29 protein-coding genes are annotated in these 26,105 nt (G+C 67.5%); 17 read left to right on the top strand and 12 right to left on the bottom strand.

What is annotated here, in order from left to right:
• From ipdC to echA20, 4 genes are read right to left on the bottom strand one after another with little or no spacing between them, the layout of a single operon-like run.
• Positions 1-1,074 carry a (3aS,4S,5R,7aS)-5-hydroxy-7a-methyl-1-oxo-octahydro-1H-indene-4-carboxyl-CoA dehydrogenase gene (gene ipdC, locus HMPREF0591_RS00875; protein WP_007166489.1) on the bottom strand — a complete coding sequence of 358 codons (1,074 nt, stop codon included), beginning with the start codon at positions 1,072-1,074 and terminating at the stop codon, positions 1-3.
• Entirely contained in the window at positions 1,071-1,814 is a 744-nt protein-coding gene (ipdB, locus tag HMPREF0591_RS00870; RefSeq protein ID WP_007166488.1) for a cholesterol ring-cleaving hydrolase subunit IpdB, read from the bottom strand. Before ipdB ends, ipdC begins: the two co-directional genes overlap by 4 nt.
• On the bottom strand, positions 1,811-2,695 hold the full coding sequence (ipdA, locus tag HMPREF0591_RS00865; protein ID WP_007166487.1) for a cholesterol ring-cleaving hydrolase subunit IpdA: 885 nt from the start codon (positions 2,693-2,695) through the stop codon (positions 1,811-1,813). Before ipdA ends, ipdB begins: the two co-directional genes overlap by 4 nt.
• The gene (gene echA20 / locus HMPREF0591_RS00860; RefSeq protein ID WP_007166486.1) at positions 2,692-3,447 is read right to left on the bottom strand and encodes a (7aS)-7a-methyl-1,5-dioxo-2,3,5,6,7,7a-hexahydro-1H-indene-carboxyl-CoA hydrolase; all 756 of its coding nucleotides are present in this window, start codon (positions 3,445-3,447) and stop codon (positions 2,692-2,694) included. The genes ipdA and echA20 overlap by 4 nt, the downstream gene beginning before the upstream one ends.
• A gap of 59 nt (positions 3,448-3,506) precedes the next feature.
• Between echA20 and HMPREF0591_RS00855 the strand changes: the two genes are divergently transcribed.
• A complete protein-coding gene (locus tag HMPREF0591_RS00855; RefSeq protein ID WP_425270110.1) occupies positions 3,507-4,304 on the top strand; it encodes an SDR family oxidoreductase in 798 nt (265 codons plus the stop codon).
• A 14-nt stretch (positions 4,305-4,318) separates the two neighbouring features.
• Positions 4,319-5,224, top strand: coding sequence for an SDR family oxidoreductase (locus HMPREF0591_RS00850; protein ID WP_007166484.1), 906 nt, complete (start codon positions 4,319-4,321; stop codon positions 5,222-5,224).
• 64 nt (positions 5,225-5,288) lie between these two features.
• Here HMPREF0591_RS00850 and HMPREF0591_RS00845 read toward each other — a convergent pair whose 3' ends face one another.
• From HMPREF0591_RS00845 to HMPREF0591_RS00830, 4 genes are read right to left on the bottom strand one after another with little or no spacing between them, the layout of a single operon-like run.
• Complete coding sequence (locus tag HMPREF0591_RS00845; protein WP_040621579.1) at positions 5,289-5,744, bottom strand: nitroreductase family deazaflavin-dependent oxidoreductase; 456 nt, start codon at positions 5,742-5,744, stop codon at positions 5,289-5,291.
• 39 nt (positions 5,745-5,783) lie between these two features.
• The gene (locus HMPREF0591_RS00840) at positions 5,784-6,236 is read right to left on the bottom strand and encodes a nitroreductase family deazaflavin-dependent oxidoreductase (RefSeq protein WP_007166482.1); all 453 of its coding nucleotides are present in this window, start codon (positions 6,234-6,236) and stop codon (positions 5,784-5,786) included.
• Between the two features lie 9 nt (positions 6,237-6,245).
• On the bottom strand, positions 6,246-6,632 hold the full coding sequence (locus HMPREF0591_RS00835; protein WP_007166481.1) for a DUF8021 domain-containing protein: 387 nt from the start codon (positions 6,630-6,632) through the stop codon (positions 6,246-6,248).
• Between the two features lie 3 nt (positions 6,633-6,635).
• On the bottom strand, positions 6,636-7,799 hold the full coding sequence (locus HMPREF0591_RS00830; protein ID WP_007166480.1) for a steroid 3-ketoacyl-CoA thiolase: 1,164 nt from the start codon (positions 7,797-7,799) through the stop codon (positions 6,636-6,638).
• Positions 7,800-7,921: 122 nt separating this feature from the next.
• Between HMPREF0591_RS00830 and HMPREF0591_RS00825 the strand changes: the two genes are divergently transcribed.
• The 7 genes from HMPREF0591_RS00825 (at position 7,922) to HMPREF0591_RS00795 (ending at position 14,831) form a co-directional block, all read left to right on the top strand.
• Positions 7,922-9,163, top strand: a complete 1,242-nt coding sequence (locus HMPREF0591_RS00825) for a cytochrome P450 (protein WP_007166478.1) — start codon at positions 7,922-7,924, stop codon at positions 9,161-9,163.
• 7 nt (positions 9,164-9,170) lie between these two features.
• Positions 9,171-10,184 carry an acyl-CoA dehydrogenase family protein gene (locus HMPREF0591_RS00820; RefSeq protein ID WP_007166477.1) on the top strand — a complete coding sequence of 338 codons (1,014 nt, stop codon included), beginning with the start codon at positions 9,171-9,173 and terminating at the stop codon, positions 10,182-10,184.
• A complete protein-coding gene (gene fadE29, locus HMPREF0591_RS00815) occupies positions 10,175-11,338 on the top strand; it encodes an acyl-CoA dehydrogenase FadE29 (protein WP_007166476.1) in 1,164 nt (387 codons plus the stop codon). Before HMPREF0591_RS00820 ends, fadE29 begins: the two co-directional genes overlap by 10 nt.
• Entirely contained in the window at positions 11,335-12,288 is a 954-nt protein-coding gene (locus HMPREF0591_RS00810) for a bifunctional MaoC family dehydratase N-terminal/OB-fold nucleic acid binding domain-containing protein (RefSeq protein WP_007166475.1), read from the top strand. Before fadE29 ends, HMPREF0591_RS00810 begins: the two co-directional genes overlap by 4 nt.
• Entirely contained in the window at positions 12,285-12,686 is a 402-nt protein-coding gene (locus HMPREF0591_RS00805; RefSeq protein WP_007166474.1) for a MaoC family dehydratase, read from the top strand. The genes HMPREF0591_RS00810 and HMPREF0591_RS00805 overlap by 4 nt, the downstream gene beginning before the upstream one ends.
• Positions 12,686-13,855, top strand: coding sequence for a lipid-transfer protein (locus HMPREF0591_RS00800; protein WP_007166473.1), 1,170 nt, complete (start codon positions 12,686-12,688; stop codon positions 13,853-13,855). The genes HMPREF0591_RS00805 and HMPREF0591_RS00800 overlap by 1 nt, the downstream gene beginning before the upstream one ends.
• A 130-nt stretch (positions 13,856-13,985) precedes the next feature.
• The gene (locus tag HMPREF0591_RS00795; RefSeq protein WP_007166472.1) at positions 13,986-14,831 is read left to right on the top strand and encodes a DUF559 domain-containing protein; all 846 of its coding nucleotides are present in this window, start codon (positions 13,986-13,988) and stop codon (positions 14,829-14,831) included.
• A gap of 96 nt (positions 14,832-14,927) precedes the next feature.
• Here the strand turns inward: HMPREF0591_RS00795 and HMPREF0591_RS00790 are convergent, their stop codons facing one another.
• Positions 14,928-15,788, bottom strand: a complete 861-nt coding sequence (locus HMPREF0591_RS00790; protein WP_007166471.1) for a MaoC/PaaZ C-terminal domain-containing protein — start codon at positions 15,786-15,788, stop codon at positions 14,928-14,930.
• A gap of 1 nt (position 15,789) precedes the next feature.
• Positions 15,790-17,472, bottom strand: coding sequence for a 3-oxosteroid 1-dehydrogenase (gene kstD / locus HMPREF0591_RS00785; RefSeq protein WP_040621577.1), 1,683 nt, complete (start codon positions 17,470-17,472; stop codon positions 15,790-15,792).
• 72 nt (positions 17,473-17,544) lie between these two features.
• On the opposite strand from kstD, the gene HMPREF0591_RS00780 reads away from it, so the two are divergent.
• The 7 genes from HMPREF0591_RS00780 (at position 17,545) to HMPREF0591_RS00750 (ending at position 23,821) form a co-directional block, all read left to right on the top strand.
• Positions 17,545-18,330 (top strand): 2-keto-4-pentenoate hydratase, encoded by a 786-nt coding sequence (locus HMPREF0591_RS00780; RefSeq protein ID WP_007166469.1) that lies wholly within the window; start codon positions 17,545-17,547, stop codon positions 18,328-18,330.
• 10 nt (positions 18,331-18,340) lie between these two features.
• Entirely contained in the window at positions 18,341-19,261 is a 921-nt protein-coding gene (locus HMPREF0591_RS00775; protein WP_040620839.1) for an acetaldehyde dehydrogenase (acetylating), read from the top strand.
• Positions 19,258-20,319, top strand: a complete 1,062-nt coding sequence (gene dmpG / locus HMPREF0591_RS00770; RefSeq protein ID WP_007166467.1) for a 4-hydroxy-2-oxovalerate aldolase — start codon at positions 19,258-19,260, stop codon at positions 20,317-20,319. Before HMPREF0591_RS00775 ends, dmpG begins: the two co-directional genes overlap by 4 nt.
• Before the next feature lie 53 nt (positions 20,320-20,372).
• Positions 20,373-20,675 carry an amidohydrolase family protein gene (locus HMPREF0591_RS30620; RefSeq protein ID WP_007166466.1) on the top strand — a complete coding sequence of 101 codons (303 nt, stop codon included), beginning with the start codon at positions 20,373-20,375 and terminating at the stop codon, positions 20,673-20,675.
• 88 nt (positions 20,676-20,763) lie between these two features.
• Complete coding sequence (locus HMPREF0591_RS00760) at positions 20,764-21,891, top strand: hypothetical protein (RefSeq protein WP_007166465.1); 1,128 nt, start codon at positions 20,764-20,766, stop codon at positions 21,889-21,891.
• A gap of 2 nt (positions 21,892-21,893) precedes the next feature.
• Positions 21,894-22,676: an SDR family oxidoreductase gene (locus tag HMPREF0591_RS00755; protein ID WP_040620835.1), complete on the top strand. Its 783-nt coding sequence runs from the start codon at positions 21,894-21,896 to the stop codon at positions 22,674-22,676.
• Positions 22,676-23,821 carry a sulfotransferase family protein gene (locus tag HMPREF0591_RS00750; protein ID WP_007166463.1) on the top strand — a complete coding sequence of 382 codons (1,146 nt, stop codon included), beginning with the start codon at positions 22,676-22,678 and terminating at the stop codon, positions 23,819-23,821. Before HMPREF0591_RS00755 ends, HMPREF0591_RS00750 begins: the two co-directional genes overlap by 1 nt.
• A 1-nt stretch (position 23,822) precedes the next feature.
• On the opposite strand, the gene HMPREF0591_RS00745 is transcribed toward HMPREF0591_RS00750, so the two are convergent.
• Positions 23,823-24,290, bottom strand: coding sequence for a hypothetical protein (locus HMPREF0591_RS00745; protein ID WP_007166462.1), 468 nt, complete (start codon positions 24,288-24,290; stop codon positions 23,823-23,825).
• A 5-nt stretch (positions 24,291-24,295) separates the two neighbouring features.
• Positions 24,296-25,456 carry a 3-ketosteroid-9-alpha-monooxygenase, oxygenase component gene (locus HMPREF0591_RS00740; protein ID WP_007166461.1) on the bottom strand — a complete coding sequence of 387 codons (1,161 nt, stop codon included), beginning with the start codon at positions 25,454-25,456 and terminating at the stop codon, positions 24,296-24,298.
• A gap of 126 nt (positions 25,457-25,582) precedes the next feature.
• On the opposite strand from HMPREF0591_RS00740, the gene HMPREF0591_RS00735 reads away from it, so the two are divergent.
• The coding region (locus HMPREF0591_RS00735; RefSeq protein ID WP_007166460.1) for a gamma carbonic anhydrase family protein at positions 25,583-26,105 on the top strand (523 nt) is incomplete at its 3' end.

The raw sequence follows: 26,105 nt of genomic DNA, 5'->3' as shown, positions 1-26,105 counted from the left end.
TTACGGTTCTTCGATGAGCGCCGACGCCGCCTGAAGGTGCTTGATCGCGTCGCGCACGATCGAGTCGATGAGCTCGGCGCACGACGGCAGGTCCTCCAGGATGCCGGCCACCTGGCCGGAGGCGAGCACCCCGGCCTCGGTGTTGCCCTCGACCAGCCCGGCCTTGAGCAGCATCGGGGTGTTGGCCGCCATCACCACCTGCGACCAGGTCATTTCCTTGCCGTGGCGCATCGCCATGCCGTCGCGGATCATCGACCGCCAGGTCATCTGCGACATGTGTTTGAACTTCGCCGCGTTGCGCACCGCCGCGGTGAGGCCCCGCACCGGCGAACCGCTTTCCAGCCGTTCGACCAGGCCGGTGCGCAGCACGCGGTGCGGCATGCCGTCGACGCGCGTGGTGACCACCGTGCCGTCCAGCGCCGCCTCCAGGTAGCGCCGCTTGACCGCATCGGGCACGGTCGAATCGGAGGTCAACAGGAAGCGCGTGCCCATCGCCACGCCCGCGGCGCCGTAGCTCAACGCGGCGGCGAGCCCACGCCCGTCGAAGAATCCGCCGGCCGCGATCACCGGAATTCCGGTGCCCCGCACCGCGTCCAGCACCGAGGGCAGCAGCAGCGTGGTGGCGACGGGCCCGGTGTGGCCGCCGCCCTCGCCGCCCTGCACGATCATCGCGTCGGCGCCCCAGGCCGCGACCTTGCGCGCGTGTTTGGCCGCGCCGATCGACGGGATGACCACGGCGCCGGCCTCTTTCAGGCGGGCGATGAGCTCCTGCTTGGGTGCCAGGGCGAACGACGCCACCTTCACGCCCTCGCGGATCATCAGGTCGACGCGGTCGCCGGCGTCCGCGGCGTCGGCGCGGATATTCACCCCGAACGGCTTGTCCGTGGCGGCCTTGACCTTGCCGATGGCCGTCGCCAACTCGTCCAGCGTCATGGTGGCCGAGGCCAGGATGCCCAGTCCGCCCGCGTTGGCGGTGGCGGCCACCAGCCGCGCGCCGGCCACCCATCCCATGCCGGTCTGCACCACCGGATGCTCGACGCCGACCAGCTCGGTCAGCGGCGTGCGCAATTTCACCGTATCTCCTTGTCGCGCAGCGACTTCGGGTCGATCACCTCGCGGATGAGGCGCAGTTCTTCGTCCGACGGCGGCCGGGTCTCGCCGGCTTCGTCCACGCCGTGCACCTCGAATGAGGTGGCCTCGCGCACGTCGTCGGGTGACACCCCGGGGTGCAGCGAGAGGGCGCGCATCGTGTGGTCGGGCCCGCCGAAGTCGAACACGCCCAGGTTGGAGACCACGCGGTAGGGATTGGCGAACCGGAACGCCGGGTTGCCCGGGTCGATCTTGTCCCAGCCGATGCCGCAGACCACGTCGACGGCCTCGCAGAACACCCGCTTGGAGTGGTTGCCCACCCAGTAGCTGGTGGCGTGGTTGATCGCGTTGCCGGGCGCGCCCCGCAGGCCGAACATCTGCCGGGTCGGGTGTTGCAGCGGGCCGAACGCGGAGATGTTCTGATTGCCAAAGCGGTCAACCTGATTCGCGCCCATCACCACGTGTCGCCGGCCCCACGCCAGCGTCTCGAACACCCGGCCGAACGGCATCCAGCCCTCGACGGGTCCGGCTTTGCCGAGCGCCGGGGTGTCGGCCAGCAGCTGCGCCTCGCCGTCGGTGAGCACGATGTCGGGGGAGAAGGTCAACCGCGCCAGCCGCGCGCCGACCGAGGCCATGTTGGTCATCGGGCTGATCATGATTTCGCCTGCGTTCCGGAACAATTCGGCGCAGGCGACTGCGCACACTTCGGCGCGGGTGCTGCTCACTTGGCGGCCTCCTCTGCGAACGCGCGAACCGCGGCCTGGTAGTCGTCCTCGCCGCCGGCCAGGTAGGTCGCGACGAACTGCCGCCAGCCCTCTTCGGTCGAGGCGGCCTCGGCGTAATGCCGCTGGAATTTTTCGTCGCGACCGTAATCCGGTGCGGCCGTGGTGAAGTGGGCACCGCCCGGCGCCTCCACCACGGAGTCAACCATCATCCGGTTCACCAGCAGCGCCTGCGGGGGCACGGCCTTGACCAGCTCCTCGGTGGAGACGACGCGCTCGACGGACAGGAAGCGCCGCTCGGCGGCCATCAGGAACAGGTCGTCGAAGTACGGGTCGATCCCGGTGTAGGCCGCATTCCCCCGGCAGTCACCGAGATTGAGGTGCACGAAGGCGGCGTCCAAGCGCAGCGCCGGCATGGCGATCAGCGTCTCGTGACCGCCCTCGGCCGCGGGGTAGGGGCTGGTCACCGTCTGCAGCTCGCCCTCCCAGAAGTCGGGGACCGAGCTGCCCAGCCCGGCCCGGATGGGCAGGAACGGCAGGCGTTGCGCGGCGGCTTGCAGGCCGCAGCGCAGCATGCCCTCGTCCATCTCGCGGGCCTCGATCGCGCCGCCGGTGCGCGCCTTGGCGAACCAGGGGTCGTAGAACGGCGGGGAGTCCAGCGAGACGAAGCCGTAGTAGACCCGCTTGACCTTGCCGGCCGAGCACAACAGTCCCAGGTCCGGCCCGCCGTAGGTGACCACCGTCAAATCCTTGACGTCGGTGCGCAGCATGGCGCGCACGAACGCCATCGGCTTGCGGCGCGAACCCCAGCCGCCGATGCCGATCGTCATGCCGCTGCGCAACTGCGCGACGGCCTCGTCGAGGGTGGTCCGCTTGTCGCTCACTTCTTGCCCTTCTCCGTGCCGGCGAACGCGTCGCGGTGCTCGTCTGCGACGCCGGCGAGGTTGAGCTCGAACGTAAAGCCTTGTTCCATCCGGTAACTCGAGTTGACCCGCTGGACGTCGATCAGGTTCAGCGCCTCCTTGGCCGCGCGGATGACGCGGGTGTCCTTGGCGGCGATGTCGCGGGCGACCCGCAACGCGGCCTCGTCCAGTTCGTCGCGCGGCACCACCTCGTGCACCGAGCCGAAGTGGTGCAGGGTGGCGGCGTCCACGGTGGCGGCGGTGAAGAACAGCCGCCGCATCATGTGCTGGGGCACCAGCCGGGACAGGTGGGTGGCCGCGCCCAGTGCGCCGCGTTCCACCTCGGGCAGCCCGAAGGTGGCGTCGTCGGAGGCGACGATGACGTCGGAGTTGCCCACCAGGCCGATGCCGCCGCCGACACAGAACCCGTTGACGGCGGCGACGACGGGCACCGCGCACTCGTAGACGGCGCGGAATGCGGCGAAGCAACCGCGGTTGGCGTCGATCAGCGCGGTGAATCCCTCGGTGCGCTGCATCTCCTTGATGTCGACCCCGGCGTTGAAGCCGCGCCCTTCCGCCCGCAGGATGACGACGTGGGTCCCGGGGTTGCGGCCGGCGTCCGTGATCACGTCGGCCAGCTCGAACCAGCCGCGCGACGGAATGGCGTTGACCGGGGGAAAGTCGACGGTGACCGCGACGATGCCCGGTTCGGTGGTTTTGGATGTGATGGGCAAGGTGCCACTTCCTTGTGGGGTAACTACCTAAGCAAGCACTTGCTTGGTACGCTAGCACAGTGACTCGCGCCGAAGCACGCCCCCCAATTGGAGAAGCCATCAACTTGGGGCTGGCCGGACGGGTGGTGCTGGTCACCGGCGGGGTTCGCGGAGTCGGCGCCGGAATCAGCTCGGTCTTCGCCGGCCAGGGCGCGACCGTCATCACCTGCGCGCGGCGGGCCGTCGAGGGTTTGCCCTATGAGTTTCACTCTTGCGACGTCCGCGACGACGACGCCGTCAAGGCGCTGATCGACTCGATCGTCGAGCAACACGGCAGGCTCGACGTCGTGGTCAACAACGCCGGCGGTTCGCCGTACGTGCCGACCGCGGAGTCCAGCGCGAAGTTCAACCGCAAGATCATCGAGCTGAACCTGATTGGCGCGCTGTCGGTTTCGCAACACGCCAACGAGAACATGCAGAACCAACCGCACGGCGGGTCGATCATCAACATCTGCAGCCTCAGCGGCCGGCGGCCCTCCCCGGGGACCGGGGCGTACGGGGCGGCCAAGGCGGGACTGGAAAGCCTCACGCAGACGCTGGCGGTGGAATGGGGGCCGAAGGTCCGGGTGAACGCCTGCGTGGTCGGCATGGTGGAGACCGAACAGTCGGAACTGTTCTACGGCGACGCCGATTCCATCGCGGCTATCTCCAAGAACGTTCCGCTGGGCCGGCTGGCCCAGCCGGATGACATCGGTTGGGCCGCGGCATTTTTGGCCTCGGACGCGGCGTCCTACATCAGCGGCGCCTCGCTGGAGGTGCACGGCGGCGGCGAGCCGCCGCACTATCTGGCCACAACGAACGCGAGCGCGATCAAGTAGAGGGGACACGAACAATGGGAGTGGTTGACGGCCGCGTCGTCATCGTCACCGGAGCGGGCGGCGGTATCGGTCGCGCGCACGCGCTGGCCTTCGCGGCCGAAGGCGCGCGCGTGGTGGTCAACGACATCGGGGTGGGCCTGGACGGCTCACCGGCGGGCGGGGGCAGCGCGGCCCAGGGCGTGGTCGACGAAATCACCGCGGCCGGTGGGGAAGCCGTCGTCAACGGGTCCAACGTCGCCGACTGGAACGAAGCGGCCGGCCTGATCCAGACCGCCGTCGACACCTTCGGCGGGCTGGACGTCTTGGTGAACAACGCCGGCATCGTGCGCGACCGGATGATGGCCAACACCAGCGAGGAGGAGTTCGACGCCGTCATCGCCGTGCACCTCAAGGGCCACTTCGCCACGATGCGGCACGCCGCGTCGTACTGGCGCGGGCTGTCCAAAGAGGGCAAGGCCGTCGACGCGCGAATCATCAACACCAGCTCGGGCGCCGGCCTGCAGGGCAGCGTCGGACAGGGCAACTACAGCGCCGCCAAGGCCGGCATCGCGGCGATGACGCTGGTCGGCGCGGCCGAGATGGGCCGCTACGGCGTGACCGTCAACGCGATCGCGCCGTCGGCACGCACCCGCATGACCGAGACCGTCTTCGCCGAGATGATGGCAACACAGGGCCAGGATTTCGACGCCATGGCGCCGGAGAACGTCTCGCCCTTGGTGGTGTGGCTGGGCAGCGCCGGATCGCGCGACGTCACCGGGAAGGTCTTCGAGGTCGAGGGCGGCAAGATCCGGGTCGCCGAGGGCTGGGCGCACGGACCGCAGATCGACAAGGGCGCGAGGTGGGACCCCGCGGAACTGGGACCCGTCGTCGCCGACCTGCTGGCCAAGGCGCGGCCGCCGGTCCCCGTTTACGGGGCGTAGCGGGCGGAACCGCTCGCCGAACGTGAACTGGCGGCGAGGATTTCGCCGATTTTTCGCCGTGGTTTCACGCTCGGCGCGGCGGTTCGCAGACGACTAGCGGAATCACCCGGTCGGTGACCTCGCGGTACTTGCGGTACGGCGGGTACATCCGAATCAGCGACGGCCAGTAGCGGTCCCGCTCGGCGTCGGTGGCGTCGCGCGCGACCATTCTCATGCGCTGCGCCCGGACCTGCACCTGCACCTCAGGGTTCTCCTGCACGTTGAGGTACCACAGCGGGTGTTCGTCCCGCCCGCCGAACGAGGCGGGCAATATGACCCGATCGCCGTCGCGCAGGTAGAGGGTCGCGGTGGTCCGCGGCTGGTCCGACTTCCGCCCGGTCGTCGTGATCAGTGCCGCCGGGAACCGCAACAGTTTGGCGCCGATCCTGCCGTCGGTCCGGCGGTACACCCAGATGTGGGCGCGCGCGAAATACTTGAGCAACAGGGCGATCGGCCGCGAGTTGCGGATCCAGTTTGGCATCTTGCCCTGGTGATTCCCCACCCGGGCACGGCAGAAACGTTACGGGTCGCAGATGACGATCGGAATCACCCGATCCGTCCACGACCGGTAGTCGCCGAACGACGGGTACATTTTGTCCAGCTTCGGCCAGTACTCCTCGCGTTCCGCCTCGGTCGCGTCGCGGGCCCGCAGCCGCAGCACCTCGTCCTTGATCTGCACGGAGACTTCGGGATTGGCCTTGAGGTTGAGGTACCACAGCGGGTTCTTGTCGCTACCGCCCTTGGATGCGACCAGCACCACCCGGTTCCCCTCGCGCAGGTAGAGCAGCGGGCTCACCCGCGGCTCACCGGTCTTGCGCCCCGTCGTGGTGAGCAGCGCCACGGGTGCGTTGCCGAAGGTGCCGCCCAATCGTCCGTTGCTGTGGCGGTAGATCCAGGTGTTGCCCTTGGCCATCCATTTGATGATGAAGCCGACCCAGGGTGCGTTCAACGAGCGTGGCTTGGGTTTGGGCATGAGGTGTCCTTAGCGCTGAATGAACGGTCGGAAGCGAACCTTGATGTGCTGGATCTCTGCTCTGCCGCTTGGGTTTTCGGCGGGAATCACGAACGTCTCGTCGACCCGCGCGGCCAGCCGCCGGCGGCCGAACGCCGCCTTGGTCAGCACGGCATACGCCGCGTGCACCCGGTCGCCGTCGACCCGGTAGTCCGGCGGCGTCGTGTCCGCGATCAGGCGGTACTGAGCCCCGCGATTCAGGCTGCGCCGCAAGTGATTACCGGAGAACCCGTTCTTGATCCCCTGCTCGATGCGGGTGCACCGGGCAGCGAACGGCACGGAGTCGCCGTCATGGCTGACCAGCGCGTCGATGTAGGACTGCGCCGCGGCGACGCGGCTCTGCTCCGAGACGATCAAGTGCTAAATGCGCTCGATGATGGTGCCGGTCGACAGCGCACCGCCCGCGCACATGGTGATCAGCGCGGTGGTCTGGTCGGTGCGCTCCAGCTCGTGCAGCGCCGTGGTGATCAGCCGGCTGCCCGTGCTGCCCACCGGGTGGCCCAGCGCGATCGCCCCACCGTTCACATTCACCTTGTCCATGTCGGGGTTGTGCACCCGCGCCCAGGACAGCACCACCGACGCGAACGCCTCGTTGATCTCGGTGATGTCGATGTCGCCCATCTTCATGCCGGCCTTCTCCAGCACCTTGGCCGTCGACTGCACCGGGCCGTCCAGGTGGTAGTAGGGCTCGGCGCCGACCAGCGCCTGGCTGACGATGCGAGCCCGCGGCCGCAACCCGAGGGCCTTGGCCTTGTCCTCGTCCATCCACAGCACCGCCGCGGCGCCGTCGGAAATCTGCGACGACGTTCCCGCCGTGTGGATGCCGCCCTCGATGACGGGCTTGAGGGAGCTCAGCCCCGACAGGGTCGTGTCGCGCAGGCCCTGGTCGCGGGAGATGGTGACCCGCTCGGACGTCGGTTGCTTGTTCTCGTCCAGCGCCGGCGCCTCGATCGGGGAGATCTCGCGGTCGAAACGACCTTCCTCCCACGCCTGCTTGGCCTTCGCCTGCGACTGGTAGCCGAACTCGTCGATGTCCTCGCGGGTGATGCCGCGCCGCTTGGCGATCCGCTCGGCCGCGGTGAACTGATCGGGCAGGTCGATGTCCCACGACGCGGGCCGCAGGATGCTGCGATCGGGACCGGCATTGGCGCCCAGGCCGACGCGGCTCATCGCCTCGATTCCGCACGCGATGCCGATGTCGATGGCGCCCGCCGCGATGAGGCCGGCGACCAGGCCGTTGGCCTGCTGGCCGCTGCCGCACTGGCAGTCCACGGTCATCGCGCCGACGTGCTCGGGCAGCCCGGCGACGAGCCAGCTAACCCGGGAGATGTTGTTCGACTGCTCGCCGAACTGCGTCACGCAGCCGCCGATCACCTGCTCGACGTCGCCGGGGTCGATGCCGGCCTTCTCCACCAATGCCTTCTGCACCGCACCAAGCAGCTCGGTGGCGTGCAGTCCTGACAACCACCCGTTGCGTTTGCCGATCGGGCTGCGGGTGGCTTCGACGATTACCGGGTTACCCATTCCGTCAGGCTAGAACACGTTTCATTAGTCTGACAAGCGAGGATGGTGACCTGCCTTTTATCTGCGCAGGAGCCGTGTTTTACTGGCACTAGAACACGTTGCAATTGAGGAGCGCACACATCATGGCACCCCCCAACATTCCCGCCGACTTCGACTTCCTTGACCCTGACGTCAACCTCGCGGGGTTGCCGGTCGAGGAACTCGCCTGGCTGCGCAAGGCGGAGCCGATCCACTGGGTCGACATCCCCAACGGCTCGGGCGGGTTCGAGGACCACGGCTATTGGATCGTCACCAAGCACGCCGACGTCAAGGAGGTCTCGAAGCGCAGCGACATCTTTTCGAGCTGGCTGAACGGCGCCATCCCGACGTGGCCGCCGGAGATGAAGCGCGAACAGGTCGAACTGCAGCGCAGCGTCATGCTCAACATGGACGCGCCGCACCACACCCGGCTGCGCAAGATCATCTCCCGCGGGTTCACCCCGCGGGCCATCGGGCGGCTGGAAGCCGAGCTGGCCCAGCGCGCCCAGAACATCGCCAAGACCGCGGCGAGCGAGGGCAGCGGCGACTTCGTCGAGCAGGTCTCGTGTGAGCTGCCCCTGCAAGCCATCGCGGGCCTGCTCGGCGTGCCCCAGGAGGATCGCGACAAGCTCTTCCGCTGGTCCAACGAGATGACCGGCGGCACCGACCCCGAGTACGCCCACGTCGATCCCGCGCAGTCGTCGATGGAACTGATCACGTACGCGATGGCGATGGCCGAGGAGCGGGGCAAGAACCCCACGGACGACATCGTCACCACGCTGATCCAGGCCGACATCGACGGCGAGAAGCTCTCCGACGACGAGTTCGGTTTCTTCGTCGTCATGCTCGCCGTGGCCGGCAACGAGACCACGCGCAACTCGATCACCCACGGGATGATCGCGATGGCGAACAACCCCGATCAGTGGGAGCTGTTCAAGCGGGAGCGGCCGTCCACCACCGCCGACGAGATCATCCGGTGGGCCACCCCGGTGTCGGCCTTCCAGCGGACCGCCAACGAGGACACCGAGCTGTCCGGCGTGCAGATCAAGAAGGGCCAGCGCGTGGTGATGTCCTACCGGTCGGCCAACTTCGACGAAGAGGTCTTCGACGACCCGCACACCTTCAACATCCTGCGGGACCCGAATCCCCATGTCGGTTTCGGCGGCACCGGCGCGCACTACTGCATCGGCGCGAACCTGGCCCGGATGACGATCAACCTGATCTTCAACGCCGTGGCCGACCACATGCCGGACCTCACGCCGATCGGCGAGCCCGAGCGGCTGCGGTCGGGCTGGCTGAACGGGATCAAGCACTGGCAGGTCGACTACTCCGGCGCAACGCGGTGACGTCCTGATGGACTTCAATCTCACTGCGACGCAACAGGCCGTCGCCGACGTGGTGACGTCCGTCCTGAACCGGGATCTCAGCTGGGACGCGTTGGTCAGCGGCGGCGTGCCGGCGCTGCCGGTGCCCGAACGGCTCGGCGGGGACGGCGTGGGCCTGCCCGAGGTCGCGACGGTGCTGACCGAGGTCGGCCGCCACGGCGCCATTACGCCCGCACTGGCCACCCTCGGCCTTGGCGTGATGCCGCTGCTGGACCTGGCGTCCGACGAACAGCAGGACCGGTTCCTGGCCGGCGTGCCCAAGGGCGGCGTGCTGACGGCCGCGCTCAACGAGCCCGGCACCGCGCTGCCCGACCGTCCGTCGACCACCTTCGCCGACGGGCGGCTGTCGGGAACGAAAGTCGCTGTGCCCTATGCCGCGTCGGCGGACTGGATCATCGTCACCGCCGACAGCGCGGTCGTCGTCGTGGCACCGAAGGCCGACGGCGTGCAGCTGGCCCACACCCCGACGTCGAACGGCGCCGACGAGTACACGGTGACGTTCGTCGACGTCGCCGTCGACGGCTCCGACGTGCTGGCCGGCGCGACGCCGTCGCGGGTGAACCAGCTGGCGCTGGCGGCCATCGGCGCGTACGCCGACGGGCTGGTGGCCGGCGCGCTGCGCCTCACCGCGGACTACGTGGCCAACCGCAAGCAGTTCGGCAAGCCGCTGTCGACGTTTCAGACGGTGGCCGCACAGCTCGCCGAGGTCTACATCGCCTCGCGCACCATCGATTTGGCGGCCAAGTCGGTCGTCTGGCGGCTGTCCGAAGGGCGGGATGCGGACGACGACCTGGATGTCCTCGGATACTGGATCACCTCGCAGGCACCGCCGGTGATGCAGACCTGCCATCACCTGCACGGCGGCATGGGCATGGACATCACCTACCCGATGCACCGGTACTACTCCACGATCAAAGACCTGACCCGCCTGCTGGGCGGGCCTTCTCATCGTCTCGACCTGGTGGGAGCGCAATGTTCATAGACTTGACCCCGGAGCAGCGTCAGCTGCAAGCCGAACTGCGGGAATACTTTTCGAACCTCATCTCGTCCGACGAGATGAAGGCGATGGAGCAGGACCGGCACAACGAGGCCTACCGTGCGGTGATCCGGCGGATGGGCCGGGACCGCAAGCTCGGCGTCGGCTGGCCAAAGGAGTTCGGCGGCTTGGGCTTCGGCCCGATCGAGCAGTCGATCTTCGTCAACGAGGCGCACCGGGCCGACGTGCCGCTGCCCGCGGTGACGTTGCAGACGGTCGGCCCGACCCTGCAACAGTTCGGCACCGAGGCGCAGAAGAAGAAGTTCCTGCCGGCGATCCTGGCCGGCGAGGTGCACTTCGCGATCGGATACAGCGAGCCCGAGGCGGGGACGGACCTGGCCTCGCTGCGGACGACCGCCGTGCGGCACGGCGACGAGTACATCGTCAACGGCCAGAAGATGTGGACGACCGGCGGTCACGACGCGGACTACATCTGGCTGGCCTGCCGCACGGACCCCGAAGCGGTGAAGCACAAGGGCATTTCGATCCTGATCGTCGACACCAAGGACCCGGGCTTCTCCTGGACGCCGGTCATCCTGTCCGACGGCGCCCACCACACCAATGCCACCTACTACAACGACGTCCGGGTGCCCGCCGACATGCTGGTCGGCGAGGAGAACGGCGGGTGGAAGCTGATCACCACCCAGCTCAACAACGAACGGGTGATGCTGGGCCCCGCGGGCCGCACCGCCGGCATCTACGACCGCGTGCGCGCCTGGGCATCCAAGCCGGGTGCCGACGGGGTCACGCCGATCGACCATCCGGACGTCAAGCGTGCGCTCGGCGAGATCCACGCGATGTGGCGGATCAACGAGCTGCTGAACTGGCAGGTCGCCGCCGCGGGCGAGGACATCAACATGGCCGACGCCGCGTCGACGAAAGTGTTTGGTACCGAGCGGATCCAGTACATCGGCCGACTGGCCGAAGAGATCGTCGGCAAGTACGGCAACCCGGCCGAGCCGGACACCGCCGACCTGCTGAACTGGCTGGATTCGCAAACCAAGCGAAACCTGGTGATCACCTTCGGTGGAGGCGTGAACGAAGTCATGCGGGAGATGATCGCGGCGGCCGGACTCAAAGTGCCGAGGGTCCCCCGGTGACCGACATCCACGAGGCCGTCGCCGAGATCAAGGCGGCCGGCGGCCCGAAGCCGCGCGCCGGCCGCGACCCGGTGAACCAGCCGATGATCAACAACTGGGTGGAGGCCATCGGCGACCGCAACCCCATCTACGTCGACGAGGCGGCCGCCCGCGCCGTCGGGCACCCCGGAATCGTGGCCCCGCCGGCCATGATTCAGGTATGGACCATGTTCGGCCTGGGCGGGGAGCGCCCGAAGGACGATCCGATGGGCCCCATCATGCAGCTGTTCGACGACGCCGGCTACATCGGTGTGGTCGCCACCAACTGCGAGCAGACGTATCACCGCTACCTGCAGCCCGGCGAGCACGTCAGCATCACCTCGGAAATGGGCGACGTGATCGGCCCCAAGCAGACCGGTCTGGGCGAGGGCTACTTCATCAACCAGCACATCATCTGGCGGGTCGGCGACGAGGACGTCGCCGAGATGAACTGGCGCATCCTCAAATTCAAGCCCCGCGAGTCCTCCGAGCCGACGTCGTCGGTGCCGGCGGACCTCGATCCCGACGTCATGATGCGTCCGGCGTCGTCGCGCGACACCGCGTTCTTCTGGGAGGGCGTCAAGGCGCACGAGCTGAGGATTCAGCGGCGGCCCGACGGGAGCCTGCAGCACCCGCCGGTGCCGGCCGTGTGGCAAGACAAAACCGCCCCGATCGACTACGTGGTGGCGAGCGGCAAGGGCACGGTGTTCAGTTTCGTGGTGCACCATGCGCCGAAGGTGCCCGGCCGAACGCTGCCGTTCGTGATCGCGTTGGTGGAGCTCGAGGAGGGCGTGCGGATGCTGGGCGAGCTGCGTGGTGTGGACCCGGCCAAGGTGAAGATCGGAATGCCCGTGCGCGCAACCTATATCGACTTTCCGGCGGGGGACAGCGGCCCGGAGTGGACCCTGTACGCGTGGGAGCCCGCGGCATGAGCGCACCGGTCATCGAAGTCGGCACCGTCTTGCCCGAGCTCAAGCTGCACGGTGACCCGACGTTCATCATCTCGACGGCCCTGGCCACCCGGGACTTCCAGGACGTGCACCACGACCGGGATCTCGCGCAGGCCAAGGGTTCCAAGGACATCTTCGTCAACATCCTGACCGACACCGGGCTGGTGCAGCGCTACGTCACCGACTGGGCGGGTCCGTCGGCGCTGATCAAGTCCATCGGGCTGCGGCTGGGCGTGCCGTGGTACGCCTATGACACGGTGACCTTCTCCGGTGAGGTGACCGCCGTGGACGACGGCCTGGTCACGGTAAAGGTGTTCGGCCGCAACAGCCTTGGTGACCACGTCATCGCCACCGTGACGCTGACGATGGGGGATTCCTGATGTTGTCGGGTAAGGCTGCGATCGTCGGCATCGGCGCGACCGACTTCTCGAAGGACTCCGGTCGCAGCGAACTGCGGCTGGCGGCCGAGGCGGTGCTGGATGCGTTGGACGACGCCGGCCTGTCGCCGTCGGACGTCGACGGGCTGACCACGTTCACGATGGACACCAACAACGAGACCGCGGTCGCGCGTGCGGTGGGCATCGGCGATCTGAAGTTCTTCTCGCAGATCGGGTACGGCGGCGGCGCGGCCTGCGCGACCGTTCAGCAGGCGGCGATGGCCGTTGCGACCGGCGTGGCCGACGTGGTGGTGGCGTACCGGGCGTTCAACGAGCGGTCCGGCATGCGTTTCGGTCAGGTGCAGACGCGGCTGGCGGGAGACGCCCGCGCCCAAGCCGATTCGACGGCGGCGGACAATTCGTTCTCCTACCCGCATGGGCTTTCCACGCCGGCGGCACAGGTCGCGATGATCGCCCAGCGCTACATGCACCTCTCCGGTGCGACGAGCCGCGACTTCGGTGTCATCTCGGTGGCCGACCGCAAGCACGCGGCCAAGAACCCCAAGGCGTACTTCTACGAGAAGCCGATCACGATCGAGGACCACCAGAACTCCCGGTGGATCGCCGAGCCGTTGCGGCTGCTGGACTGCTGCCAGGAGACCGACGGCGCGGTCGCGATCGTGGTGACGTCGGTGGAGCGCGCGCGGGATCTCGAGCAGCGGCCGGCGGTCATCGAGGCGGCGTCGCAGGGCTCGAGCCCCGATCAGTACACGATGGTCAGCTACTACCGGCCGGAGCTTGGCCTGCCCGAGATGGGCGTGGTGGGCCGGCAGCTGTGGGGACAGTCCGGCCTCAAGCCGTCGGATATTCAGACCGCCATCCTGTACGACCACTTCACCCCCTTCACGCTGATTCAGTTGGAGGAGTTGGGGTTCTGCGGCAAGGGCGAAGCCAAGGACTTCATCGCCGACGGCGCGATCGAGGTGGGCGGCCGGCTTCCCATCAACACGCATGGCGGTCAACTCGGTGAGGCCTACATCCACGGCATGAACGGAATCGCCGAGGGCGTGCGGCAATTGCGCGGGACTTCGGTGAACCCGGTCCCCGACGTCGAGCACGTCCTCGTCACCGCGGGTACCGGCGTGCCCACGTCCGGCTTGATCCTGGGCTAGCGTTCGCAGTCTTTCTTGCCGAGTGTGCGGCCAGCTGCACACTCGCGCTCGAAGGTGCGGCTAGCCGCACCTTCGACGACTTGTGGATAGCTGAAGTGACCGACGTGGCGCTGCCTGCGACGCTTCCGTCGTGAGACAGCCGTTCATCGGCAGCGAGGCCGTCGCCGCAGGGGCTTTGACCAAGACTCAGCTGGCTACCCGATGCCGCCGAGTGTTCCCTGACGTCTATACGGGACGCGATGTCGCCATGAATGCCGAGTCACGGGCGCGGGCAGGCTGGCTTTGGGCCCACCGCCGCGGTGTCATCGCAGGATTCTCAGCTGCCGCGCTGCATGGGAGTAAATGGGTCGACGATGGACAGGTGGTGGAGTTGCTTCACGACAACCGGCGCAGCCCGCCTGGGATCAAGACGCACCGTGACCGGATCGAGGACGACGAGATCTCGCTGGTGGCCGGGCTGCCGGTCACGTCCCCGGCGAGGACGGCACTGGATCTCGCCTGTTGGTACCCGACAACGACGGCTGTGGCGGGGATTGACGCGCTCGCTAGAGTCACCGAGCTCAAGGCCGTTGATATTGATCTGCTGGCTCGCAGATACGCCAAGCGCAGAGGGATCATGCGAGCACGCCGAGCGGTAGACCTTTTTGACCCGGGTGCGCAGTCGCCGAAAGAGTCATGGCTTCGCATCGTGCTGGTCGAGGCCGGCTTGCCGCGGCCCCAGACACAGATTCCGGTGTTCGACGAATTCGGCAGCGTGTTCGCCTATCTGGACATGGGCTGGGACGACGTCAAAGTAGCGGTTGAATATGACGGCGAGCAACACCGCAACGATCGTCGGCAATATAGCTGGGACGTCCGGAGATTGGAGACGCTTGAGCGCCTGGGTTGGATCGTCATCCGGGTCGTGGCGGGGGATCGGCCCGCAGAAATCGTTCGCCGTGTTCGCGTGGCATTCGACCGTCGAGTGTGCGGCTAGCCGCGCACTCGCAACCCAGTGTGCGGCTAGCCGCACAGTCGCGGGTCGAGAAGCCCCGGCAGGCGGGGCGCTCGGCGACAAAGGGTCCCGAAAGCCCTACGCGGGCACCAGCTCGACGCCGCTCAGCACCACCGCGTTGTCGCGCGAAGGCGCGACAACGCTGGCCAGCAACCGCCCGCCTTCCTTCCAGATGCCGACATTGAGCGTCTCGCCGGGGAACGCCACCCCGGCGAAACGCGCGCCGTAGGCGGCCACCGCGCCGGCGTCGCCGTCCAGCAGCGTGTCGACGATGGCCTTGCAGGTCATCCCGTACGTGCACAGGCCGTGCAGGATCGGCTGCGAAAAACCGGCGGCCGCAGCGAATTCCGGATCGGAGTGCAGCGGGTTGCGGTCGCCGCAGAGCCGGTACAGCAGCGCCTGCTGCGGCAGGATCGGCACCTCGACCTCCACGTCGGGCGCGCGGTCCGGCGCCGCGTCCGACGTCGAGGGCCCGCGCTCGCCGCCGAAACCGCCTTCACCGCGGGCGAAGATGGACCGCCGCTGCGTCCACAGCAGCGTGCCGTCGGGAGCGCTGACCGTCGTCTCGCTCCAGATCACCGCGGCCTTGCCCTTGTCCCAGATGTCGGTGAACCGGGTGACGGCGCGAGCGGACCCCGACGGCGGCAACGGCCCCGGCACCTCAACCCGCTCGCTGGCGTGCAGCACCTTGCCCAGCTCGATGTCGATGCCGGGGAACTGCACGGTCGGCGGCTTGGTCATGTGGAAGGAGGCCGCCACGTTGCCGAACGTCGGCAGGACCTGCGGTGTGTCGTCGACCAGATAGCGCAGTTCGCGCGGGTCCATCGGATCCTTGCCCACCCCCAACGCCAGGTGGTAGAGCTGCACATCGCTGCTCGTCCAGGCGAATTCGATGGGGTCCAGCTCGGCGGCCAGCGCGACTTCTACGTCAATGGGCATATCAGCGTTCCCCCGCGATGTGCAGTGCGGCCAGGTAGCCGAAGGTCATCGCCGGTCCAATGGTGCCACCCGGGCCCGGGTAGGTGTGGCCCATCACCGGGGCGCTGACATTGCCCGCGGCGTAAAGGCCTTCGATGATCGTGCCGTCGTCCCGCAGCGCGCGGCCGTGCACGTCCGTGCGGACGCCGCCCTTGGTGCCCAGGTCGCCGGGCACCATCTTGGCCGCGTAGTACGGCGCGTGCGTGAGCTCGCCGAGGTTGGGATTCGGCTTGTTGGTCGGGTCACCGTAGTAACGGTCGTACGCGCTCTCGCCGCGGTGGAAGTCCTCGTCGACGCCCGAGCGGGCAAAGCCGTTGAAGCGGGCCACCGTCGCGGCGAAGTCCGCAACCGGGAGGCCGGCCTTCTGGGCCAGCTCCTCGAGCGTGTCGGCGGAGATGATGACCCCGGACTCCAGCCATTTACGCGGAATCCGTTGGCCCGGCTGCAATCCCGCGAAGATGTAGCGGTCCCGGTATTGCTGGTCGAATACCAGCCAGGCGGGAATGTTCTCGCCCGGCCCGGGGCCCTGGCCGAACTCGCCGCCGTACATGTGGTGGCACGCCTCCACGTAGGGCATCGACTCGTTCATGAACCGCTTGCCCGACATGTTGACGATGATCGAGCCCGGGGAATTGCGTTCCGACAACGCGAACCAGGGCGCACCCACCAGCGGCACGGTCGGCCCCCACCAGGCGTCTTCCATCAGTTCCAATGCGGCACCCAACTTTTCGGCCGCCACGATCCCGTCGCCGGTGTTGGCCTTCGCGCCGACCGTCCACTCCGTGGTGATCGGCGCGCGCTGGTACTTCACCCGCATCTGCTCGTTGTGCTCGAAACCGCCGGAGGCGAGGATCACCCCGCGCCGCGCCCGGATCAGCCGCGGCTCGGAGGACTCCGATGCGTCGGTGTCGCGAACGTACACGCCGCGCACCACGCCGTCCTCGACGTACAGGTCGGTCAGCGCCGTGTTGAGCAGCACCGGAACGCCGGCCCGCTGCAGCCCGATCCGCAGCGGACCGATCAACGCCCGGCCCATGCCGACGAGGTTCTTGCCGGTCGCCTTCGCCCACATCGTGCGGGCGCCGACCTTCAGGCTGCGCAGCACGCCCCGTGGGTGTCGCTTCAGCTGGTTCAGCCGCACGTAGTCCTGTTGCATCACAACCACGTTGAGCGGCACCTTGCCGTATGCCGGCTCCAGGCCGGGCATGTCAGCACCCAGCTTGCGGGCATCGAACGGCTTGGGCTCGATCGAGCGGCCCTCGGCGCGGCCGCCCGGCGCCTCCGGGTAGTAGTCGGAGTAGCGCGGGACCCAGCACATCTTGAGCGGCGTGTGCTCGAGCACGAACGACAGCATCTCGGGTCCGCGGTCGAGGTAGGTGTCGATGCGTTCGGGCTCGACGATGTTGCCGATGATGCCGTGCAGGTAGGTCCGGGCCGCCTCGGGGTTGTCGCGGACGCCGTCACGCTTGAGGATCTCGTTGTTCGGGATCCAGACGCCGCCGCCCGAGCGGGCGGTGGAGCCGCCATAGTGCGCAGCCTTTTCGATGACTACTGTGGAAAGGCCCCGGTGAGCGGCGGTAAGGGCAGCCACCATGCCGGCTCCGCCGCTCCCCACCACGACGACGTCGAGCTCCTGTGCTGTCATGTAGAACACGTTATAGAATTGCGCGGGCCGGGCGCTACTGGGCCGGTCACACGAACGAGGAGACTTCCGCAGATGCTCAGTGTTGCGACGCGAGACGAGCTTGCTGCCGACCTGGCGCAGGCGGAGCGAAGCCGCGAGCCGATCGCGCCGCTGACCGCTGTCCACCCGGAGATCGATGTGGTCGACGCGTATGAGATTCAGTTGATCAACATCCGCCAGCGGGTCGCCGAGGGCGCCCGGGTGCTGGGCCACAAGGTGGGCCTGTCGTCCAAGGCGATCCAGCAGATGATGGGGGTCGACGAGCCCGACTACGGGCATTTGCTGGACGAGATGCAGTTGTTCGAGGACACCCGGGTCAAGGCGAGTCGATACCTGTGGCCGCGCGTCGAGGTGGAGGTGGGTTTCCTCCTGAATGCCGACCTGCCGGGGGCCGAGTGCACCGAGGGCGACGTGCTGGCGGCCACCGAGGCGTTGGTGCCCTCGATCGAGTTGATCGACACCCGGATCACCGACTGGAAGATCGAGTTGTGCGACACGATCGCCGACAACGCCTCGTCGGCGGGCTTCGTGCTCGGTGAGGCACGCGTTGCGCCGCGCGACATCGACGTCAAGGGCATCGATGCGGTGCTGCGCTGCAACGGTGAGGTGGTGGCCACGGGGCGTACCGACGCGGTGCTGGGCAATCCGGTCACCGCGGTGGCCTGGCTGGCCCGCAAGGTGGAGGGCTTCGGCGTGCGGTTGCGCAAGGGCGACCTGGTGCTTCCCGGATCGTGCACGCGAGCCATCGACGCGCACGCCGGCGACGACTTTGTGGCCGACTTCACGGGCCTGGGCTGTGTCCGGCTGTCATTCGAATAGGAGCGTTATCGTGCCGTCTAAGGCGAGTGTGGCCATTGTCGGGTCGGGCAACATCAGCACTGACCTGCTCTACAAGTTGTTGCGGTCCGACTGGCTGGAGCCGCGGTGGATGGTGGGCATCGACCCGGAAAGCGAGGGGCTGGCCCGGGCCCGCAAGCTGGGTTTGGAGACCACCCACGAGGGGGTGGACTGGCTGCTGGCCCGGTCCGAGAAGCCCGACTTGGTGTTCGAGGCGACCAGTGCCTATGTGCATCGCGACGCCGCGCCGAAGTATGCGGCGGCGGGGATTAGGGCCATCGATTTGACCCCGGCCGCGGTGGGCCCGGCGGTGATTCCGCCGGCGAATCTGCGCCAGCATTTGGACGCGCCGAACGTCAACATGATCACCTGCGGGGGGCAGGCGACCATCCCGATCGTCTACGCGGTCTCCCGGGTCGTGGAGGTGCCGTACGCCGAGATCGTGGCGTCGGTGGCGTCGGTCTCCGCCGGCCCCGGGACGCGGGCCAACATCGACGAGTTCACCAAGACCACCAGTAGGGGTGTGCAGACCATCGGGGGCGCCAAGCGCGGTAAGGCGATCATCATCTTGAATCCGGCCGATCCGCCGATGATCATGCGCGACACCATCTTCTGCGCGATCCCCGAGGACGCCGACCGCGACGCGATCGCGGCGTCGATCCACGAGGTGGTGGCCGAGGTGCAGACCTACGTGCCGGGCTACCGGCTGCTCAACGAGCCGCAGTTCGACGAGCCGTCGCTCAATTCCGGCGGTCAGGCCGTGGTCACCACGTTCGTCGAGGTCGAGGGCGCCGGCGATTACCTGCCCCCGTATGCGGGCAACCTGGACATCATGACCGCCGCGGCGACCAAGGTCGGCGAGGAGATCGCCAAGGAATCCTTGTCCGCGACGGCGCCAGGAGCGCAGGCATGAGCACCCAAGAGATTTTCTTCAACCCGATCTGGGATGTGCGGCTGACCGACACGTCGCTGCGGGACGGCTCGCATCACAAGCGCCACCAGTTCACCAAAGACGAGGTGGGCGCGATCGTGGCCGCCCTGGACACCGCCGGCGTGCCGGTCATCGAGGTCACCCACGGCGACGGGCTGGGCGGGTCGAGCTTCAACTACGGCTTCTCCAGAACCCCCGAGCAGGAGCTGATCAAGCTGGCCGCCGCCACGGCCAAGGAAGCCAAGATCGCCTTTCTGATGCTGCCCGGGGTGGGCACCAAGGAGGACATCAAAGAAGCCCAGAACAACGGCGGCTCGATCTGCCGGATCGCCACCCACTGCACCGAGGCCGACGTCTCCATCCAGCACTTCGGCCTGGCCCGCGAGCTGGGCCTGGAAACCGTCGGGTTCCTGATGATGAGCCACACCATCGCGCCGGAAAAACTCGCCGCCCAGGCCCGCATCATGGCCGACGCCGGCTGCCAGTGCGTCTACGTGGTCGACTCGGCCGGCGCGCTGGTCCTCGAGGGCGTGCGCGACCGGGTGGCCGCGCTGGTCGCCGAACTCGGCGACGACGCCCAAGTCGGCTTCCACGGGCATGAGAACCTCGGCCTCGGGGTGGCCAACTCGGTGGAGGCCGTGCGCGCGGGCGCCAAGCAGATCGACGGCTCGTGCCGCCGGTTCGGCGCCGGAGCCGGCAACGCCCCCGTCGAGGCGCTCATCGGGGTGTTCGACAAGATCGGCGTCAAGACCGGCATCGACTTCTTCGACATCGCCGACGCCGCCGAAGAGGTCGTCGCCCCGGCCATGCCCGCCGAATGCCTGCTGGACCGCAACGCCCTGATCATGGGCTACTCCGGGGTCTACTCCAGCTTCCTCAAACACGCCATCCGCCAATCCGAACGCTACGGCGTACCCGCCCACCAACTGCTGCACCGCGCCGGCCAACGCAAACTCATCGGCGGCCAAGAAGACCAACTCATCGACATCGCGCTGGAGATCAAACGCGAGCAAGAAAGCGGCTCGGCGGTCGCCAAGTAGCCCGCTTCCGCGCGCACAGGCGACGCAAAGGAACCGCGAGTAGCCTGGCGCGCATGAGCACGACAGACAAGAAAGTCGGTCCTCGCCGGGGACGGTACGGCCTGCTCGCCGGGGGACTACTCACCGCCATCGCCGCGACGACGATCGCACTGCCAACGGCCAACGCCGCTCCCCAGTGCAATCAGGACGTGGGTGCATCCATCAACTCGTACCTGCAGCGGCATCCGGACCTCCATGCGCAGCTGCAGGCCAGATCCGAGGCGGAAGGTGGCGGCCCCAACGTCATCGACTACCTGAACCGGCATCCCGACGTACGCCAGCACCTCATCGACCTCTCCCACTCCTGCCCACCGTAGCGAGCCGGCCTCGTCCGTGAACGCCGCGGCCGACGCGCGGGAACGTTCGCCATTGACGAAAAAGTAGAACACGTTCTAGCGTCTAGGCGTGTTCACTGATCCTCTCACCTCCGCGATCGCCGAAGCCGAGAAACTGGTCGCCGACGCGCCCTTCATCGAGACCGAAGCCGACCTGCTCGAAGGAATGCAATATCTCGCCGGCTGCATCGCCGGCTGCATGCACCTGGCCTTCGACTACGACCGCGACCACCCATTCCTGCAGTCGGGCACCGGCCCGTTCACCAAGATGGGCCTGGACAATCCCGACACCCTCTACTTCGGCACCCGGGTGCACGCCAATCACGACTACGTCGTCACCGGCCGGCGCGGCACCACGACCGACCTGAGCTTCCAGCTGCTCGGCGGTGAATACACCGACGACAACGTACCGGCCAGCCAGGCCGCGTTCGACGACCGTGAACTCGAGATCGCCGCCGACGGCAGCTTCGAGTGGCGGGTGCGTCCCACCAGCCCCGGCCAACTGGTCATCCGCGAGGTCTACGGCGACTGGTCCGCACAGCGCGGCACCCTGGCCATCTCCCGGCTGGACACCGCGGGCACCGCCCCACCGCCGCTGACCCGCGAAACCATCGAAAAGCGTTACGCCACCGCCGGAAAGCAGCTCGTCAACCGGGTGAAGACGTGGCTGCAATTCCCGCAGTGGTTCTATCTCGACCTCCCGGTGAACACGATGGTGGCGCCCCGGTTGACGCCGGGTGGCCTGGCAACGCAGTATTCGTCGGTCGGCCACTACGACCTGAGGCCCGATCAGGCCCTGGTGATCACCATCCCGGTCTCCGACGCGCCCTACCTCGGCTTTCAACTGGGCAGCCTGTGGTACATCTCGCTGGACTACATCAACCACCAGACGTCGCTGAACAACACTCAGGCGCAGGCGGATCCGGATGGGAAAGTGCGAATCGTCGTCGCCGACCGGAACCCGGGGGTGACCAACTGGGTGGAGACCCTGGGCCATCGGCGGGGTATTCTGCAGTTCCGCTGGCAGCGGGTGTCGCGGGAGCTCACCGAGGCCGATGGCCCCACCGTGGAGCTGGTCGACTTCGACGCCATACCGGCCAAGCTGCCCCACTACGAACACAATAAGATCTCCGACGACGAGTGGCGTGCGCGAATAGCGCTGCGCCAGCAACAAATTGCGGCCAGGATGCTGGGGTGACGATGTCAGGATTGCTAGCGGAGAAGGTCGTCGTCATCAGCGGTGTCGGCCCGGGGCTGGGCACCACCCTGGCCCACAGGTGCTCCCAAAATGGCGCCGACCTGGTGCTGGCGGCGCGGACGGTCGAGCGGCTGGAGAGCGTGGCCAAGCAGGTCAACGACACCGGGCGCAGGGCGTTGGCGGTGCGCGCCGACATCACCGACGACGACGAGGTGAACTACCTCGTCGAGACCACCATGGCGACCTACGGCAAGGTCGACGTGCTGATCAACAACGCGTTCCGGGTGCCCTCGATGAAACCGTTGGCGGGCACCAGTTTCCAGCACATCCGTGACGCGATCGAGCTCAGCGCCCTGGGCGCGCTGCGCCTCATCCAGGCTTTCACGCCCGCGCTGGAGAAGTCGCACGGATCGATCGTCAACGTCAACTCGATGGTGCTGCGCCACTCCCAGGCCAAGTACGGCGCCTACAAGATGGCCAAGTCGGCGCTGCTGTCCATGTCACAATCGCTGGCCACCGAGCTGGGCGAGAAGGGAATCCGCGTCAATTCCGTTGCACCCGGATATATCTGGGGCGAAACATTGCAGGCTTATTTCGAGCACCAGGCCGGCAAGTATGGCACCACGGCGGACCAGATCTACGCGGCCACCGCGGCGAACTCCGACCTGAAGCGCTTGCCCACCGAAGACGAGGTCGCCTCGGCGATCCTTTTCCTGGCCAGCGATCTGTCCAGCGGCATCACCGGACAGACCCTGGACGTCAACTGCGGGGAGTACCACCACTGATGTCCGATCGCACCGACATCGGCACCGTCGACGAGTTGCACGCGTCGGCCACCAAGCTGACCGGGCTCGACGACTTCGGCGCCGACGACGACAACTATCGCGAAGCGCTGGAGGTGCTGCTGGACTCCTATCGGCGCGAGGCGGGCCTTACGGTGTTGGGCAGCAAGATGAATCGGTTCTTCCTGCGCGGCGCGCTGGTGGCCAGGCTGCTGTCCGAGGCGTCCTGGAAGCAGTATCCCCAGCACGCCGACGTGGTGATCGAACGGCCGATCTTCGTCACCGGCCTGGTGCGCACCGGCACCACCGCGCTGCACCGCCTGCTGGGCGCAGACCCCACGCATCAGGGCCTGCACATGTGGCTGGCCGAGTTCCCGCAGCCGCGACCACCGCGCGAAACCTGGGAGTCCCACCCGCTCTACCAGCAGCTCGACGCGCAATTCACCCGGCACCACCAGGAGAATCCCGGCTACACCGGCCTGCATTTCATGGCCGCCTACGAACTCGAGGAATGCTGGCAGCTGCTCCGGCAGTCGCTGCACTCGGTGTCCTACGAGACGCTGGCGCACCTCCCGAGCTACGCGCACTGGCTGTCGGAGCAGGATTGGACGCCGTCCTACCAGCGGCACCGCAAAAACCTGCAGCTGATCGGGCTCAATGACACCGAAAAGCGCTGGGTGCTGAAGAATCCCAGCCATCTGTTCGCGTTGGACGCCTTGATGGCGACCTACCCCGACGCGCTGGTGATCCAGACGCATCGGCCGGTCGAGACGATCATGGCGTCGATGTGCTCGCTGGCCCAGCACACCGCCGAGGGATGGTCGACGACGTTCGACGGGGCCCAAATCGGCGCCGACGCAATGGACACCTGGTCGCGGGGCCTGGAGCGCTTCAACACCGCGCGCGCCAAATACTCGCCGGCCCAGTTCTACGACGTTGACTACAAGGACCTGATCGCCGATCCGCTCGGCACGGTGACCGACATCTACCGGCACTTCGGCCTGACGCTGACCGACGAGGCGCGGACGGCGATGGAGAAGACGCACGCCGCCAGCCAGTCCGGCGAGCGGGCGCCGAAACATCGTTACTCGCTGGCCGATTACGGGCTGACCGTCGAAACCGTCAAGGAGCGCTTCGCCGGGCTGTAGATCAGTCGTCCTCGGGAGCCGGCTCGCCCAGATAACCCTCCGCGACCGCGTGCTCGATGCTGTCGGTCAACTTGGGGCATGACCGGATGCGCGCGGTGTCGCCACCGGAGTTGCGCACCTCGGTGAAATGCGCGCAGCGCTGCCACGCTTCGGTGTTCCACTGCACCGCGGTGTGGCCGGGACCGAGCCGCCGCACGGTGACCGTGACGTGGCAGAACCGGCAATCCACCGGCAGCAGCCCCGAGCTGAGGTAGCGCTCGCGGTCGGCGCGGCTGGCCTCGGCCACCGCGGCGGCGCGTTGCGGGTCGTTGCTGAAATCCCTTGACTTCGACGCTAAACCAGCACGAGCTCCGCCGTTGCCGTCCGAACTCGAGGGCCGCTCGTCGTGGTCGTGCCCGTCGCCGTGCAGCAACAGCATCGATCGAGCGAGCCGATCGACGTCAGGAACTGCCGGCTGATCGTCGGGCATATCGGTCAGTGCTGCTCCGCGGGGACTTCTTCGGAATCCTTGGCCGCCTTCAGGTTCTCTTCGACCTCGGCGTTCCAGTACTCGTTGGCGCGGGTGGTGTCGACCTCGATCTCGAAGCGCTCCACCATCTCCGGCTGGATGTCGGCGACGTCGACGTAGAACTGTTGGTACCAGCGGCGCAGCTGGTAGACGGCACCGTCCTCCTCGACCAGCAGCGGGTTGTCGATGCGGGTCTTGTGCCTCCAGATTTCGACGTCCTGCAAAAAGCCCTTGCTGACGCCTTCGGTGAACACCCGCGACAGCTTGTCGGTCATCTCCTCGTCCATGCCCTTGGGCTTTTCGACGATGACTCCCCACTGCAGCACGAACGAGTTCTGGGTCACCGGGTAGTGGCAGTTGATCAGGATCGACTCGGCCTTGTAGCCGCCGTAGCTGTTGTGCAGCCAGTTGATCATGAACGACGGCCCGAAGTAGGACGCCTCCGAGTCGAGGTGCGCCTCGCCGTAGGAGGTGCCCAGGTCGTTGACGTCCGGCCGGCCCACGTTGTGCAGGTATTGCGACGCGATGTGGCCCTCGAAGACGTTCTTGAAGTACGTCGGCAGACCGAAATGGATGTAGAAGAAGTGCGCCATGTCGGTGACGTTGTCGATGATGTCGCGGCAGTTCGACCCCTCGATGAGGATGCGATTCCACCGCCATTCGGTCCACTCGTCGCTGGCGGCTTCCGGGATGTCCGGAATCCGGACCGCGGGGTCCGGCGGATTCTGCTCGTGGTCGTGCCAGACGAACAGCAGGCCCCCGCGCACATCGGTCGTCCACGAGCGGGTGCGCGCCGTCTTGGGCGTGCGCTTGGCGTACGGCACCAGCTTGCAGCGGCCATCACCGCCCCAGCGCCAGTCGTGGAACGGGCAGGCCACCTCGTCACCCTTGATGGTGCCCTCCGACAGGTCACCACCCATGTGCCGGCAGTAGCCGTCCAGCACCTTGATGTCGCCGTGGGAGTCGGCGAAGACAACCAGCTTGGTGCCGAACGCCTCGATCGAGTGCGGCTTGCCGTCCTGGAAATCCTTCGCGACGCCCAGGCAATGCCAGCCCCGGGCGTACCTCGTCGGCAATGCGCCGGGATCGATCTCCCGGATGCCGACCGCCTTGGTGTCGGTACTCACCTGTCACCTCCAACTCGCTGGCCCTCTAACTAGAACACGTTACAGTTTTGCGGCGGGGGCGCGCAATGACGGCGCGTCTGGCTGCGGATACGCCCGGCGTATGCGCGCTCGGGGTATATCTAGACGATGCCGCTGTTCGCTTTCGAGGGTCGTGCGCCGCGGGTCGACCCGACCGCGTTCGTCGCCCCGACCGCCACCCTGATCGGCGACGTCGTCGTCGAGGCCGGCGCATCGGTGTGGTTCAACACCGTGCTGCGCGGCGATTATGGGCCCATCGTGGTGCGGGAGGGCGCGAACGTGCAGGACGGGTCCGTGCTGCACGCGCCGCCCGGCATCCCGGTCGACATCGGACCGGGTGCCACCGTGGCGCACATGTGCTGCATTCACGGGGCGCACGTCGGGTCCGAGGCCCTGATCGCCAACCACGCCACGGTCCTCGACGGTGCGGTGATCGGCGCGCGCAGCCTGGTCGCGGCCCACTCGCTGGTGACGGCGGGCACCCAGATCCCGGCCGGGATGCTGGCGGTGGGCGCGCCGGCGCAGATCAAGGGCCCGGTCGCGGGAACGGGCGCGGAGATGTGGGTCAAGGTCAATCCGCAGGCCTACCGCGAACTGGCGCAGCGGCACCTGGCGGGCCTCGAGCCGCTCT

The organism is Mycobacterium parascrofulaceum ATCC BAA-614 (assembly GCF_000164135.1).
GTDB classification, from domain to species: domain Bacteria; phylum Actinomycetota; class Actinomycetes; order Mycobacteriales; family Mycobacteriaceae; genus Mycobacterium; species Mycobacterium parascrofulaceum.
Note: the sequence above shows the minus strand (reverse complement) of the source record. Positions and strands in the feature narration are given on the sequence as shown.